This window comes from Halobellus sp. LT62 (genome assembly GCF_037031285.1).
Taxonomy (GTDB): domain Archaea; phylum Halobacteriota; class Halobacteria; order Halobacteriales; family Haloferacaceae; genus Haloquadratum; species Haloquadratum salinisoli.
The window spans coordinates 764,840-780,147 of the sequence record NZ_JAYEZO010000002.1 but is presented as its reverse complement, the minus strand read 5'-3'; the positions used below and the strand labels follow the sequence as shown (position 1 = coordinate 780,147).

Below are 15,308 nucleotides of genomic sequence, written 5' to 3'. Positions count from 1 at the left end.
GAGAGTCTACAGGTCGGCTGGATCTATCCGATCGACGATACCGTCGAAATCGCCGTCGAAACTCAAGACTCGGTCGATGTCGTACCGTTCGACCAACGCGACAATCGTCGCGTCCGTGAAACTCAGTTGCTGATCGTCGTACTGCTCGAAGACGTTCACCGCGTCGGCAAAGACTGCCGCCGTGACGTACTGCATCTCGAACACGCGAGGATACACATCTCGACCGCGGAGTCGATCGCTCAGTCGCTTTGCCGAGGAGAACGACCCCGTTCGCCTGCGTGCCAGCGTGATCGCCTCGTCGAACACGTAGTCGCTGATATACGGATGGCCGAGCTCGCCGTCGTAGACGGTTTCGAGCGCGTCTGCCGCCGTCTCGTGTCTCGTCGCATCGGTATCGTGTTCGGCATATAGAACTCCTGTGTCGACGAGGACCGTCATCCGTACAGTATCTCGTCGATATCGTCCTCGTCAGTTTCGACTCCCGAACTGATACGTCCCTTCCGCATTGCCGCTTTTTCGGCGTCGGAAAGCGGGACAGTCGATCGCCGGAAGGAATCGATGACGTCCTCACGAGATTCGTAGGCGTCGTCGATCAAACGCGTCAGGAGCTCCTGCTGGGTGACCTTCGTTCCCGTTCGAAGGCGTATCTCGGCCTGCAGCTCCTCCAACCGGGATTTCGCCCCCTCATCGACCTTTACTGCGGTGGACATACCGGAAGATCCGGTCGATAGATAGGTAACTCTTTCCACCGGGTTACCGATAACACTGTGAGCGTTGTTCCGGTGTAGCGGCCCGTAACCGCCACGGGACGATCACAGTGGACTGTTCTCGCGAACCGTCGTCCGGAACGTCTCCGAGATGCCGAGCAGCGAGAGGAAGTAGGTCCCCGCGCCGACGACCACGAGGAGCACCACGGTCGCGAAGTTGTGATTGAGGCCGGTCGCCGTTTCGATGACGGTCTCGCTTCCGACGACCGCGAGCGCCATCGTCGTCGCCGCGGCGAACTGTCGGAGGATCTCGCCGGAGGGGACGGCGAAGTCGACTTCCGAGCGCAGCGTCGAGAGCGCGAGCGCCGTCCCGACGCCGGCCGACAGCGCCGTGGCGATCGCCGCGCCGACGACGCCGAGCGCGGAAATCAACACGACGTTCAAGACGACGTTGGTCGCGATGAACGCGGCGTTGATCCGGAACGCAGCCTTTGGTTTATCGATGCCGTTCAGCGCGTTCAGAAGCTGTTTCTGGTAGCCGTACACCAGCGTCGCGAGGACGAGGATCCAGAGAACCGACGCCCCCTGGACGAACTCCGGGCCGTAGATCCGCAAGATTCGCTCACCCAAGAGGACGCCGCCGAAGAGCCCCGGGATGAGGATGAGCCCGCCGTACGTCAGCGACTGTTCGACGAGGTCGGCGACGGCCCGCCGGTTATCTTCGGCGTCGGCACGACTGAGCTCCGGGAAGAGCGTCGAACTTACCGCCGAATCGAAGAGGGTGAGAAACTGTGCGACGCTCCACGCCGCGGAGTAGACGCCGACGAGCGAGGACTGGACGAAGACGCCGAGAAGAAGGACATCGACGTCGTTGAACGAGCGGGACTGGAGGCCCCCGAGCCACGAGAACTTCGCGTACTCGTAGAGGTTCTCGAAATGCTCTCGGGCGGGGCGGACGAGTCCGGCGGACACGAGCGCGAGGCTGATCACGGCGATGAGAAGCGTCGCGACCGCGTAGCCCGCGAGCATCCCGACGAGCCCGAAGCCGACGACGACGAGTCCGATCTGGACGAGGCTCCGGACGGCGATCCAGATCGGGGAGAGTAGCCCCGTGAGGTGGACCTTCCGCTCGCCGTTGAGTGCGGCGCTGGTGAGCGCTCGGAAGAGCCCCACGAGGAGGAGCGCGACGACGAGCGACGCGATCGGTTCGCCGACATAGGCGTTTACCGCGTCGGCGAAGATGAGGACGAGAACGCTGAGACCGAGACCGAGCGCACCGATGACCGTCGCTCCGGCGGCTAGATACGCGTCGGGGTCTGTCCCCTCGCTCATCCGTTTGGTTATCGCCGAGGAGATGCCGAGATTGCCAGCTAAGGAGAGCCACGCGACGAGTGCGAGGACGAGCGCGTACTGGCCGAGTACCGCGGCACCGAGTGTCCGCGCGAAGTACAATGTGGCCACGAAGCCGAGCGCGGAGCCGACAAGCTTCGACGCGAAGACGACGAAGGAGGTTTGGCCAATTCTCATTGGTGGAGGGACTGTCGGCGGTTCCGCGTCACAGCCGTCCACGGGTGTCTAGAGAGATGATCCTTGATAACTCCCATTCGCAAGTTCATAATCGGATCGATCACCGACAGAGTATAATTTAAACGGATCTCAGTAGCGAATCTGATCTACGGTATCTGTCTGAATGTGGTCCAAAGTAGTTAGCAAAATTTTCGGGGGGTCGACGTTGGAGCACTTTGAAAGCGCGTTTAACCGTGTTCCGATTCCCATAGGTAAGGTGTTGGAATCAATGCAAATTAAAACGCTTGGCTGCCTGCAGCCACGGGGCACCGTCAACTAAAAAACGGCACTGTCAACGAAATGTTTCTCTTTCTCAAGAATTCAAACATCGCAGATCACTATTCGCGTACTTACTCAGCAACGTTAGGCCTGAAACAGCCGAAGTATAGTACTAGTATATGATGCCGGATTCATACTCCAAACAAAACATTACTATGAGGTAGCAAACGAATTCAATAACTTGATACGTACCGTTTCAAAGATATGGGGTAGATGATTAGCGACAACACCGTGCTGTTAACCGGTGGATCGGGGTCGGTAGGTCGGTCCCTCGTTCCGCAGTTACTTGACCGAAATCCACAGTCTCTCCGAATCCTTGACAACAGCGAACCCGGATTGGCATCATTGAAATCTGACGTTTCTGACAACCGCTGTCGGTTCTTTGCCGGAAATATTCGGGATAGTGATCGTCTTTCACGAGCAATGGATGGTGTAGATCTAGTCATACATATGGCCGCGATGAAACATGTGGATATCTGTGAATACAATCCTTTTGAGGCGGTAAAGACAAACGCAGTCGGACTTCAAAACGTCGTGGATGCGGCCATTGATGCGAATGTCGACCGCTTCGTATTCACGAGCAGTGACAAGGCAGTTCATCCGGCCAACACGATGGGGACCACGAAATTGCTCGGAGAGAAGCTCGTCACGGCCGGAAACACCTACAGCGGTGAGAGTGACATCGATCTCGCGTCGGTTCGGTTCGGGAACGTGATCAAGTCCTCACAGTCTGTGATCCCGCTCTTTACCGAACAAATCCGAGAGGGTGGCCCAGTCACCCTGACTGATGAACGTATGACCCGGTTTTTCCTCACGTACGATGATGTATTCGATCTCGTCACCGGGGCAGCCAAAAAGACGGCGGGTGGTGAGGTGTTTGTTTACAAGATGCCGGCAATCCGGATCCCAGACTTGGCAGATGCGATGATTGAGACTCTCGCACCGCGGTATGGTTACACGCCAGAGGATATCGATATAGAGGTAATAGGTCCCCGTCCGGGCGAAACATTCCACGAGGAAATTATGACCGAACGCGAGTCCCGGCGCGCCTACGAAAACGGCTCTATGTATGCGATCCTCCCGGAGGCGACCGAAACTCGGACACCGGACCCGCCAGAGGGGTTCGAGGAAGTAGACGATGTCGTTCTATCCTCGAAGGACGAGAATATGCTATCGAAAAGCGAAATCATCTCACTCCTAGAGACGGATGATTCTATCGAGAAAACCAATGAGTGAAACAGTCGCGGTTACCGGTGCTGCGGGATTCATCGGTCGTTGGGTCGTAGCGGAGCTCCTCGATCGGGGACACACGGTCTACGGACTTGATGACTTCTCGAATGGCTCCGAACGTAACATCGAAGAGTTCCGAGACAATGAGGCGTTCCATATCAACGAGGGCGACGTTCGATCCAGATCCGATATTAGTCAACTATTCGAACACGGCGTGGACAAGTGTGTTCATCTCGCAGCTGAGATCGATGTACAAGAGAGTCTAGAAGATCCAGAGGCACACTTCGAGTCGAACGTGATCGGTACTCAGAACGTTCTCGAAGTATGTCGGAGAACTAATACTAGACTTGGACTCGTTGGTACCTGTATGGTGTACGATATGACCGACTCCAAGGTCGGGATCAACGAAACCCATCCGACGAAGCCCGCCTCACCATACGCCGGGTCGAAGTTAGCTGCTGAGGACTTGGCTGAGGGCTACTCCCACGGGTATGATCTTCCGATCACTATACTGCGTCCGTTCAACACCTATGGCCCGTACCAGAAGACAGGGATGGCGGGTGGTGTCGTATCAATCTTCACCAGCCGAGACATCCGAGGAGATGCTCTAAAGATATTTGGTGACGGAACCCAGACACGGGATCTACTGTATGCGACCGACTGCGCTCGATTCATCGTTGAGGGAACGTTCAGCGACGAGACAATCGGTGAAGTGATCAACGCAGGTACAGGAACTGACGTATCGATCAACGAACTTGCAGAGCTGATTGCGACTGATGGGACAGAAATCACCCACGTGGAACATCATCACCCGCAGAGTGAGGTACAAAAGCTGCTTTGTGACCCCTCAAAGGCGAATGAAATACTTGATTGGGAACCAGAGGTCACACTGGAAGAGGGGGTTTCCCGCCTCCGGAAATGGCTACGCGAGCGCGAGGATATGTCTGGATGACGGGAGAAGAGCCGGCATTCTACGGTGGTGAACCGATCCGTGACGAATTGTTGGGGTACGGCTCACAGAGCATCAGCGAGAGTGAAAAGCAAGCAGTTGTTGAAGGGATAGAAGGCGACTACATCACGCGTGGACCGACCGTCGAAGCTTTCGAGGAAAGGGTGGCAGATCTCGTTGGTGTTGACCACGCGATTGCGACGACATCTGGGACGACAGCGCTTCACCTTGCGGGGCGTGCGGCCGGATTCGGACTCGGGGATGAAGTAATCACGACCCCCCTAACGTTCGTCTCGACAGCACACGCGGCGACGTACTGTGGAGCGACACCAGTATTTGCTGATATCGACCCGCACCGACGAACGCTCGACCCAGAGGCGGTTCGTGGACAAACCTCTCCAGATACCGAGGGGATCATACCAATGCATTATGCGGGACATCCGGCGGATATCGAGGGACTCCTTAACATCGCCGATGAACACGACCTGACCGTAATCTGGGACGCTTGTCACGCATTCGGCGGCATATGGAATGGTGAGCCGATCGGCGTGCAGCGTGATATGGCTGTCTTCAGTTTTCATCCAGTAAAGAATATTACGACTGGAGAGGGGGGGATGGTCGTGACAGACAACGAGGAACTCGCAGAACGGTTACGGCGACTACGGTCGTTCGAGATGGACTACAATCCAGAGGGCCACGATAACGAGCCTTGGTATCAAGTGGTAGAAGGCGTCGGGTACAACTACAACATTACGGATATCCAAGCGGCGCTCGGGCTTGCTCAACTAGATCGGCTTGAAACATTCAAGACTCGTCGTTACGAGATTATCTCAGCATACGATGAGGCGTTCTCTGAGGTCCTTGGACTCCGAACGCCACCAGAGCCGACTAACGCGGATCCGATGTATCACCTGTACGCCGTTGAAATCGGCGAGGAATTCGGATGTGACCGCAAGGAGTTCGTCAATGCGATGCACGCAGACAATCTAGGGGTACAAGTCCATTATGTTCCCCTTCACTACCATCCGTACTTCCAAGAAGAGTTCGGATACGAACGAGGGCAATTTCCCCAGACAGAGAGTGTGTATGAGGGGTTGGTGAGTCTCCCCCTCCACGCAGAGATGGACGACCAAGACGTTGAGGATGTGATCACAGCTGTGCACCGATTACACGAATACCACGCGTGACAGACTGAAAAAGCATTTTTGATGGCTTATTTGTCTTCGAGATCGAAGTATCGAGGCGTTATAATCTGACCAGATGGTTTTATTCGTTTGCTCGTGGCAAAAACCGTATGGCCGAGTTTCACATCGGAGACAAACCCGTCGGACCAGATGAGTCAGCGTTCGTGATCGCGGAGGCGGGGTCGAACCATAATGGGAATCTTGATATTGCGAAGGAACTCATCGACGTCGCCGTCGATGCCGGAGCCGACGCGGTGAAGTTCCAGACGTTCCGAGCGAAAGATCTGTACGTCGAGGAGAGCGGCGAGGTCGAGTACCTCGACGATGATCGGAGTATCTACGAGATCATCGAGTCGATGGAAATGCCCTACGAGTGGATCCCTGAACTACACGACTACTGTCTCAATCGGGAGATCCAGTTTATGTCGACGCCGTTCGACGAGCGATCCGCCGCAGAACTCGAAGAGTACGTTCCCGCGTGGAAGGTAGCTTCCTACACGAGCAGCCATATTCCGTTTCTCGAATATCTCGCAGACACCGGCAAACCGATCATTATGTCTACGGGTGCTCACGAGTTGGAAGAGGTGGCGGAATCGGTAACGGCGCTCCGTGAAGCGGGGGCCTCCAAGCTCGTCTTGTTACAGTGTGTCGCCGCGTATCCGACGCCGATCTCTGAGATCAACGTCAGCGTCGTCAAAACGCTCCAAGATGAATTCGACGTTCCGACAGGCCTCTCCGATCACACGCTTGATCCTGTGACTGCCCCGTCGGCTGCTGCCGTGCTTGGGGCCAGTGTCGTCGAGAAGCACTTCACGCTGGACAAATCGATGGAGGGGCCGGACCACGAGTTCGCACTTGAACCTGACGAACTGGATCAGATGGTGACCGCGATCCGCGACACAGAGGCCTCTCTCGGCTCCGGAGAAAAGCGAGTTCTGGAGGTGGAACAGGAACTCCACGAGAAGGCGCGCCGCGCGATCCATACGGTCAGGGATATAGACGCCGGAGAGGAGTTAACTGAAGAGAATATGAAAGTACTACGTCCGGGAGAACAAGAGTCCGGCCTCCATCCAAAATTCTACGACGAACTCGTCGGCACGACTGCGCTACGTGACATTCCACAGGGTACCGGTATCAATTGGGATGACATCAATCGAGACTAATTATTCACGCCGAATATCGATGTCGATATAGTACGTCTCGTCGTCGATTTCGATCCTCGCGTTGTCGTGGGGCGGGAAAGTGAGAGCACGGAGTCGATCCAAGAACTCTCTCGTTCGGACCATCTCCTCTCCATCGATTTCACACAGTTCTTCGAATTCATTAGTTCGATGGTACGTTCCTTCATCTTCTTTTTGTTCAAGAACGGAGGTGTCTTCATTGATCACGTCCGGCCAATTCTCTTTAAACAGATCGACTTGAGCGTCCTCGAGTCGCTGATAGAGATCTTTTCCGGTGTCCGCGAAGTCGGGTTCGACCTCACGACGCGCAATGATGTCGCCGGTGTCCAAGGATGAATCCATATAGTGAAGCGTCACACCCGCTGGCGTCCCTTCAACGATGCTCCAGACGTTAGGATTCGCCCCGCGATTGTATGGAAGGTACGCTGGATGAAGGTTTAGACAGCCCATCTCCGGAACGCCGAGGATCGACTCCGGTACGATGTGACGGTAGCCACACGAGACAACGATATCGGGCTCCGCGTCTTTGATCACGGTCAGTTGCTCCTCCGTAGTGAGGAGAGAATGAACGAACACCTCGGAACGTTCACAGAGCCATTCGTATACTCGCATACCGGCGTCATTCACGCCGAGAAAGACGACATCGATATCGGTACTCATACGTTCCGGTTGGAAACACCGGCTGAAAGAACTTCCCGATACACACGGTTCACACCGTGACCGTCAACGAGATCTCGTCCGATCTCACGTCGTTTACGTCGGAGGGATGGGTCACTCACGTATTCACCCATCGCATCGGAAAACGCAGTCATATCAGCAGTATTCTCGAGTACCGTCGCAGCGTCGTGCTCTCGTAGTGCGTCCGCGATCAATCTCTGATTTTCGACGACGGGAAGATTTATGACTGGCGTACCAAGCGCAAGGAGTTCGTAGGTGGTCGTGCTGGCGGTGGTCACGGCAAAGTCCGCTCGGAACATTCGCTCCGGAAGATCGTTTGGATCACGAACGACACTGGCATCCGCACTCACGTTCTCGGCTGCCTCTCTGATCTTCTCCTCCTGTTCTGTCGAAACCCCCGGCCCGACAATAGCATCCACACGGATATCCAATCCGTCGAAGGCGCGAATTACAGTAGGAGTCAGCCCCGCGATGTCGCTCCCACCCATCGTGACGATCGCACGGGTCGGCATCTCGCGCCACGGTGGCTCCCTCAAAGCATACTCCGTAATTTCCTGTCGTAGGAGGAGGAAATCCGGACCGAGGCACCACCGTGGTTCCGATCCGATTACGTCGTATTCTAGTTCGGATGCGTAGAGGTTCCCGTTCACGAGGACGTCGGCGGTGATTTGGTGGCGGGAGTCGTCAGCGATGACAACCAGCGGCGAGACCTCTCGCAGTCGCTTTTGGTATGTCTGGTCTGCGAGGTATGAATCCACGACAGTGACATCTGCGTGATTATGGACGAACTCGCGTACCGACTCCGGATCATCTCTGGAAGAGATTTTTACTGTGTCTATACCGATTGGGCAGACTTCTTGGACCAGTTCCGGAGCCGTTGTCGCGTACGTAACTTGGTGGCCGTGATCAAGAAGATAGCTAGCGAGTGCACCAGTTCTGACTAGGTGGCCGTATCCGATTTCTGGGCCACCATCGGCGCGCACAACAATTTGCATCAGTGAGATTTCTGTTCTACAGTTGCGTTTAGATCCATAAGGTCGTTTTCGTCAACATAGCGAATCGCATCTCGAATCGGAACTATGTTATCGAACGGAACGTTCTCGTAGATGTTTCGCAACACCTCATAATCATCTGCTTCGTCGAGAGTTAGCCGGAGATCGTTTCGGTTCTGGAATTGTGATTCATCATATACTTCATTTGAACTGATGTTTCTAGTGGTAAATGAATTTTGGTTCTCTCGATAGTACAGAGTCACGTGCTCTCGGTGGCGTGGTTCGGTTGCCGTCTCGTGTACCTGCTCAAGGCTCTCGAACGTGAATGCCTCTACATCAAGGCCCCGAGGGAAGGAGCGTTCGAAAATGTTGGCAGCGTATTGTGTTTCAGTGTCAGTGACTTCTTGAACAACTGCGTCGATTACCTCCGGATCGATGAGCGGACAATCTCCGGTGATACGGACAATGACATCAGCGTCTACAGAGAGAGCCGCATTGTAGATCCGAGCGAGGACATCTGATTCGCTACCGCGGAATACCTCTGCCCCAGCTCGTGACGCGTATCGTGCAACGATATCATCGGCCGTTTGTTTAGATGTGGCCACAACGGTTTCTGTTACATGTTCCGCGGATTTCACGCGTTGGATGTCGTGGGTAATGACGTGATCACCAGCTAAAGGAAGCATAACCTTCCCAGGAAGTCGAGTTGAGCCCATTCGAGCTTGAATGACAGCGGCGATCTGCTGATTCATTATATCTCAACTCGTCACGATGGCGTGAATGTTTTATGATCGCGGTTTTACTTTATATTCGCTAATAGTTGAATATCTATATTATAAAAATATTGTCAATTTATGTATGCTATTATACAGTGTATGGGCCCTGTTGAAACGCTCAAAAGTTGAGATAAATAGCCTGCTGAATACAGAGGGTGAACGTAGTTGCAAGCGTTTGCCGTCTGCTTCAATCAGCTAATCTGAACAATGCTTGGATCATATTTCCAAGCTTTTATTTTCTCTCAACAAATATTTGCAGTATGGATAATAAAGGACAAGATATATATAAATCAGTGTTAGGTCTATATCGCGGATTGTTAAACAATATAAGACGGATATATCAGGAAGAAGTGCGTGACTTATCAATAAGAATTGGATTAGATCCGGTATTATCTAATATCTTTTCAGAGATATATCCATATCCATATGTTTATCAAACCGAATATAGAGGTGAAATTGTCGAGTTTAAAATCTGTTCCTCTACTGAACGTCCTACTTCATTTAAAGATAAACTTTTGAATAATATGATTGATAATTTGAACTCCGATGATGTCTATTTTGATATCGGTGCTGGAACTGGAACGATATCCTGCATAATTGGAAGTCATATAGATGAAGGTAAAATTTATGCATTTGAACCGTTGCCGGCAAATTTCGAGGCTATTCAACGAAATTTTGATCAAAACTCGTTAAATGGGGACATATTTCAGTGCGCACTCTCAAATACAAGTGGAGAGATGGAATTTGCTGTTCCAGATGAAAATATAGGTGCAGGTTACACAAATGCTTCTCTATCAACAGATAAACAGTCTATATCTCATTTTTGGAATGATAAGAAAAAGAAAATAAAGGTTCAATCAGAAAAAGGAGACGATCTTATTCAAAAAGAAGAGATTCCCGCCCCCAATATAATTTCTATTGATGTAGAAGGTGCAGAGGTTGATGTAATACAAGGATTGAGAAACACTCTTTCAAGCAAAGAGTGTCGTTTGGTCTTCGTAGAAGTGCATAAGTACCTCCTAAGTGATTTTGGGACATCTTCTGAAGATCTAGAGGACAAGCTTCGCTCTCTCGGGTTTAATATAAGTAGATTTGACAGACGGGAATTTGAAATTGACGGTGAACAGGGACAGCTTTACCGTATTGCTGCCCATAAATAAATTACAACAGCGCCAACCCTGTCTCTTTTGTAGTCGTTACGCTGATTAATATGGTGAACGCTTGCTAAGACTAACAGCAACAAATATGTGTATCTTGAACCGTTTGTTTCTGTAGCTATATCTTTCTTCTGCGAGGTGTTGAGTGCCGCGTATGGCGTAAGCGAAGAGTGTCCCTCTCTTAAGGAGTCGTGACGAACCTCACAGCACTTCCGCGCGAAACACTAAATATATGTATCTGAAAAGAAAAGAATGCCACGTTATGATTAGACACTCTATACCAAGCAAGGTCAAGACTGCTTTGTCAAATCCTAATGAATTGGCAGGTTGGGTAAGACGAAAAGTCCAAGCAGTTGATAGAAAAGGAGGGTGTAAAATTTATCGGAATGCTGCTACTTTTCGAGCAAATCTTGCTGGCCAGATAGCGCTTAAGAAAGTTAAAGAAAAGTCAAATCCCCAACTATCAACTGAAGGCCGTCCAGATGTTTCAGAGTTCAAACATCTTGGGATACCATATGAAGAGAAAACCCTCAATAAGGTAAAAACACAGTATAATGAAGTTATAGAAGACGAAAACCACTCATCGACACTTGAATATGATGGGAACATATACAGCTATCGGCTTGACAGCCCAAATTTTGATTTTGCCAAGCATATGCCAGCATTTGCCGATCTCGTTAATGACGAGGTAATAAAGACTGTACAAGATTCCTATGGCTCTTACTTCAAGCCAGTCAGAGTTACCGCCTACCGGAATTTCCATATTCCTCAAGAGATTCGAGAGGAGTCCGATATATATTCCAACAGATATCACACCGATGCACATACTATCGATCATCTCAAACTATTTGTTTATTTGGACGACACTAGCGAAGTCGACGGCCCATTCCATCTAATTCCAGCACAGGAATCTAGCGAAATTGTAAAGATGAGTTCATTCAAGCATAAGGGTAATATAGATGTGGTTGAGGAAAAGGTTACACCAATTAAATTTACTGGACCCACTGGAAGTACTGCACTGGTAAATGTTTCACTCCAAGAACATCGTGCGGGTGTTCCAGAGCCGGGACATTCACGAGATATTATCCAGTTCGTTTTTGCTCCCGCCAGTGAACCCCTGCCTGATGATTGGCCTGAACACAAGGAAATGTGGACACATCCTGGTAGAGATCATAATGGTCTTAGTCGGCTGCTAAGGTACTGAGAAATTCAAATATCGCTCTTTTGTAAAAACACGTTGTTAATTTCGGCAGTAAGCTTGGAAATAATGGTGAGATCTGAGTACACTATACTGATCAAGAGGTGGCGGTGAAAGTCTCCCCCTCTAATGGTTAGGGCTTTACAAAAGTTCAGTATCGTTTCAAATATTGGTGGAAATGAGTAAAAGAGACAATCTATTTTAGATGAAGGTAATCTCTCCTTCTAATTTCGACTTGTTTTGTTAACCCTCTACCCAATAACATTAATTGGGCCTTGTTTAGACGGTTAGACTCGGTTAGTCCGATGGGGTGTCTCACTAGTATCTGCTTTCTATCTACTCTATAGAAGTGACAAATTTACTAGGATTGAAGCGGGACGGATTGGGTGTACAAACCAAGACCTCCCGCTTCGCAGAGATAATTGTATCGCTCGCCAAAAAAGCCGTCGCTGGCGAGCCAGCTTCGGCATACCGACCCGGAACAGACGGGTATGCCGATTGGGTAATTCTCGCCGTTCAAGGGTTCAAAGAGTATCTCAATCACGATTACAGAAAGCTGATGGATGTTTTGCGAGAAATGCCGAGAGTTACAGTATCACTCGATTTAAAGGTTGAGACGCTTCCTTACTTCTCGACGACCTGTGCGCGGAAGCAAGATATTCCGATGAAGCGGTGGCGAGCGGTGCTCGACGCGTCGGTTGAAATGTACGATCTCGGTGATGTTCAAGCGATCGACGCAACCGGAATGGATCGTGTCCAAGCGAGCCAGCACTACGCGAAACGGACAGACTACACGTTCGAAGCGGTGAAGACCACGCTGCTCGTCGATTGCGAAACAAGTGCGATACTAGTTATACACTGCTCTACGAAACAACCACACGATACACAGATCGGCTGACAAGTACTGGTGCGGAATATCGACGATCTGACGGCTGTGGCGGCGGATAAAGGATACGACTGGGAAGCACTTCGGACGAAGTTACGTTCTGAAAGTGTCACACCGTTAATTCCGAAACGTGACCCCGGTTTTCGGCGAGAACGTGGTTCGGCCAATTCCGTGAACTTGTTATGAAATCGGCGGTGAGAAACATCGAACGCGCAATCGAGGGGTCAGCCCGGTGAAATCACGCGTCTAAACAACGCCCAGTGTATGTTTGTCGTATGATTTTATCAGTTGTACTTTCCCACGATCGCTCACTGATCGATCGCCTTGGTACAGCTTCCTTGGACTTGATCAGACTTCTCAGTGTATCTAGAGAGACTCTTTCTATTCCGTATACTCCACCAATATCCGCCCAGTCTTGTAATCCAGCAACATCCCGAACAACACACGGCGTCCCAGCAGCCAACGCCTCCGCAACGGTCATCCCGTAGGCTTCGAACTCACTCATCGTCACATACACTTCTGCACCGGCGTACAATCCCGGCAGCTCGTCATCATCAACGTAACCCAAGAACTCTACGCGATCCGCCACCCCTTCCTCGCGAGCGATCCGCTCTAACTCGGCTCGATACGGCCCACTCCCGGCGACCAACAAGTCATACTCCGAAAGCTCTCCCATCGCCCGAATCACGTGCTGGACGCCTTTGTACTCCTCTAAGCGGCCGACTGTCAAAATATACGGCCGCTCTCGTTCCACCGGCTCAGCCTCGGCGAACCGTTCCACGTCTACGCCGTTCGGGACCACCGTTGCCTCCACTTCGAAATCCGACGCCAACTGCTCTTTTTCCCATTCGCTCACCGCGATAACCTCATCAGCCCGTCGAACTGCCCAACGACCGAACGGTCGATACAGCGACAACAACCGATCTCGCACCGAACTCGCGCTTCCACCGTGGTAGTGCGTCGTCACCACGAACTTCCGATCTCCCACGCCGAGCGCCGCGAAGAACAGCGGGAACGAGTGGTAGTTGTGCGCGTGAACGACATCGACGTCAGCCCGCCGAACGGCCGCCACGATCTGCGGGCAGACGTGCATTGCATCACCCGGCGCGATACTCCGATACCGCCGCACTGAGACCCCGTTGCGCACCTCTCGTCTCTCGCCTTCCATCCCCGCGTCCGCGCTGACGACAGTCACCTCGTGGCCGCGATCGACGAGCCGCTCGGAGATCTCTTTGACGTGGGTTTCGACGCCCCCCGACTGGGGTGGATACCGCGGCGTCACTTGCAGGACTCTCATTCGTCCATCACCGAGCGTTCACTCATACAAGTCCCGCAACTCCTCGTCGACGTCCCACACCGCCGATCCCTCGCCGCGCCACAGTTTCACTGCCGCAAAGAGCAGCGATACCTGCGTATCAAACACGGCGTACACCGCTTGCAACGAACCAAGTTTGTCTCGCGATCCCAGAAGCGTGAATGCTCCCACGCTCGCGGGCACGACCAACCCAAACGGCCCGGCAACGACTAACCCGAGGATCGTCGCCAGTCCGATCCCGACCGCCATCAGCCACGGCGAGATCAGCATAAACCACCAGTTGAAGGGCAACACCACTCCTCCGTACAATCCATACCGCCCCAGCATATCTCGATTCCGAAGCAACAGCCGAATCAACCCCATCGCTCTCCGATCCTTCTGACTCCGGCGCTTGTTGAACGCCGAGTGCGACGCTTCCTTGTATCTGATTGCGGGGTCGAAGACGACCCGCTTGCCGTTTCGCCGGATCTTCAGTGCCAATTCTGTATCATCGGCGATCGAATCGGGGTCGATCGGAACGATCTCCCTGTTCTCGAACGCCGAAAACGGTCCGTGGAAGATGAGCGTCGAATCCAAGTGCGACTCCAGCGTCTGGATCGTCGCCTGCACGTCGCGGTACCCCTCTTCGACGTCACTTCCCCCGAGGACGTCCACGTTGCGTCCAGTCACCGCGCCGACGTCCGGATCGGCCAGATTCGCCGCGGCCTCTCGGAGCGCGTCGGCGGCGACCTTCGAGTCGCAGTCGGTCTTGACGACCATCTCGTTCGACGCGGCCGCGTAGGCGTCGTTCAACGCGGGGGCCAAGCCGCGCCGTTCGTCTTCCTCCAAGAGCGTCAATTCGGGCGTTTGTCGATCTGCAAAGAACGACCGGATGATCTCTCGCGTGTCGTCGTCTGAGGAGTCGACGATGACCACCTCGACCTTCTCCATCGGGTAGTCGAGCGAGACGATGTCTCGGAGTTTGTTCTCGACGATCCGTTCCTCATTATATGTCGGCAGCACGATGCTCACCGTCGGTTCCGCGGGCTGCTTTTGCGCGGGCGAACCCTGCGGGTTCCACGCCTTCGCGAGGAGGAGGTAGATCGCGTAGGGGAGTCCCGTCAGCGACACCAGCGTCGCGACGGCTCCGACGAGTCCGCGAACGAGTCTTCGCATAAGGGCCCCTTCGACGACCGGGGCAAAAATCCCCGTGGTCCGCGTGTAGTTGCTG

14 protein-coding genes and 1 pseudogene are annotated in these 15,308 nt (G+C 52.8%); 7 read left to right on the top strand and 8 right to left on the bottom strand.

Annotated features, from left to right (window positions below; all coding sequences use genetic code 11):
* Positions 1 to 6: 6 nt before the first annotated feature.
* From U5919_RS13260 to U5919_RS13250, 3 genes are all read right to left on the bottom strand, one after another.
* The gene (locus U5919_RS13260) at positions 7 to 438 is read right to left on the bottom strand and encodes a type II toxin-antitoxin system VapC family toxin (RefSeq protein ID WP_336024899.1); all 432 of its coding nucleotides are present in this window, start codon (positions 436 to 438) and stop codon (positions 7 to 9) included.
* Positions 435 to 710: a hypothetical protein gene (locus U5919_RS13255; RefSeq protein ID WP_336024898.1), complete on the bottom strand. Its 276-nt coding sequence runs from the start codon at positions 708 to 710 to the stop codon at positions 435 to 437. Before U5919_RS13255 ends, U5919_RS13260 begins: the two co-directional genes overlap by 4 nt.
* 102 nt (positions 711 to 812) lie before the next feature.
* Entirely contained in the window at positions 813 to 2,234 is a 1,422-nt protein-coding gene (locus U5919_RS13250; protein ID WP_336024896.1) for a flippase, read from the bottom strand.
* 531 nt (positions 2,235 to 2,765) lie between these two features.
* Between U5919_RS13250 and U5919_RS13240 the strand changes: the two genes are divergently transcribed.
* The 4 genes from U5919_RS13240 (at position 2,766) to U5919_RS13225 (ending at position 7,078) form a co-directional block, all read left to right on the top strand.
* A complete protein-coding gene (locus tag U5919_RS13240) occupies positions 2,766 to 3,788 on the top strand; it encodes a polysaccharide biosynthesis protein (protein ID WP_336024894.1) in 1,023 nt (340 codons plus the stop codon).
* The gene (locus U5919_RS13235; RefSeq protein ID WP_336024892.1) at positions 3,781 to 4,734 is read left to right on the top strand and encodes an NAD-dependent epimerase/dehydratase family protein; all 954 of its coding nucleotides are present in this window, start codon (positions 3,781 to 3,783) and stop codon (positions 4,732 to 4,734) included. The genes U5919_RS13240 and U5919_RS13235 overlap by 8 nt, the downstream gene beginning before the upstream one ends.
* Positions 4,731 to 5,918 carry a DegT/DnrJ/EryC1/StrS family aminotransferase gene (locus U5919_RS13230; protein ID WP_336024891.1) on the top strand — a complete coding sequence of 396 codons (1,188 nt, stop codon included), beginning with the start codon at positions 4,731 to 4,733 and terminating at the stop codon, positions 5,916 to 5,918. Before U5919_RS13235 ends, U5919_RS13230 begins: the two co-directional genes overlap by 4 nt.
* Before the next feature lie 107 nt (positions 5,919 to 6,025).
* Positions 6,026 to 7,078: an N-acetylneuraminate synthase family protein gene (locus U5919_RS13225; protein ID WP_336024889.1), complete on the top strand. Its 1,053-nt coding sequence runs from the start codon at positions 6,026 to 6,028 to the stop codon at positions 7,076 to 7,078.
* Here the strand turns inward: U5919_RS13225 and U5919_RS13220 are convergent, their stop codons facing one another.
* Genes U5919_RS13220 through U5919_RS13210 form a run of 3 tightly spaced genes read right to left on the bottom strand, consistent with a single transcriptional unit; the run spans position 7,079 to position 9,518 of the window.
* Complete coding sequence (locus tag U5919_RS13220) at positions 7,079 to 7,756, bottom strand: formyltransferase family protein (protein ID WP_336024888.1); 678 nt, start codon at positions 7,754 to 7,756, stop codon at positions 7,079 to 7,081.
* Positions 7,753 to 8,769, bottom strand: a complete 1,017-nt coding sequence (pseG, locus tag U5919_RS13215) for a UDP-2,4-diacetamido-2,4,6-trideoxy-beta-L-altropyranose hydrolase (protein WP_336024887.1) — start codon at positions 8,767 to 8,769, stop codon at positions 7,753 to 7,755. The genes U5919_RS13220 and pseG overlap by 4 nt, the downstream gene beginning before the upstream one ends.
* On the bottom strand, positions 8,769 to 9,518 hold the full coding sequence (locus tag U5919_RS13210; protein ID WP_336024886.1) for a cytidylyltransferase domain-containing protein: 750 nt from the start codon (positions 9,516 to 9,518) through the stop codon (positions 8,769 to 8,771). The genes pseG and U5919_RS13210 overlap by 1 nt, the downstream gene beginning before the upstream one ends.
* Before the next feature lie 284 nt (positions 9,519 to 9,802).
* On the opposite strand from U5919_RS13210, the gene U5919_RS13205 reads away from it, so the two are divergent.
* The 3 genes and pseudogenes from U5919_RS13205 (at position 9,803) to U5919_RS13195 (ending at position 13,019) form a co-directional block, all read left to right on the top strand.
* A complete protein-coding gene (locus U5919_RS13205; RefSeq protein WP_336024885.1) occupies positions 9,803 to 10,702 on the top strand; it encodes an FkbM family methyltransferase in 900 nt (299 codons plus the stop codon).
* A 259-nt stretch (positions 10,703 to 10,961) separates the two neighbouring features.
* Complete coding sequence (locus U5919_RS13200; protein WP_336024884.1) at positions 10,962 to 11,903, top strand: hypothetical protein; 942 nt, start codon at positions 10,962 to 10,964, stop codon at positions 11,901 to 11,903.
* Positions 11,904 to 12,264: 361 nt separating this feature from the next.
* Positions 12,265 to 13,019 (top strand): annotated as a pseudogene (locus U5919_RS13195) (IS5 family transposase).
* Between the two features lie 2 nt (positions 13,020 to 13,021).
* Here U5919_RS13195 and U5919_RS13190 read toward each other — a convergent pair.
* Positions 13,022 to 14,080, bottom strand: a complete 1,059-nt coding sequence (locus tag U5919_RS13190) for a glycosyltransferase family 4 protein (protein WP_336024883.1) — start codon at positions 14,078 to 14,080, stop codon at positions 13,022 to 13,024.
* 18 nt (positions 14,081 to 14,098) lie between these two features.
* Positions 14,099 to 15,253, bottom strand: coding sequence for a glycosyltransferase (locus tag U5919_RS13185; protein WP_336024882.1), 1,155 nt, complete (start codon positions 15,251 to 15,253; stop codon positions 14,099 to 14,101).
* Positions 15,254 to 15,308 lie beyond the last annotated feature (55 nt).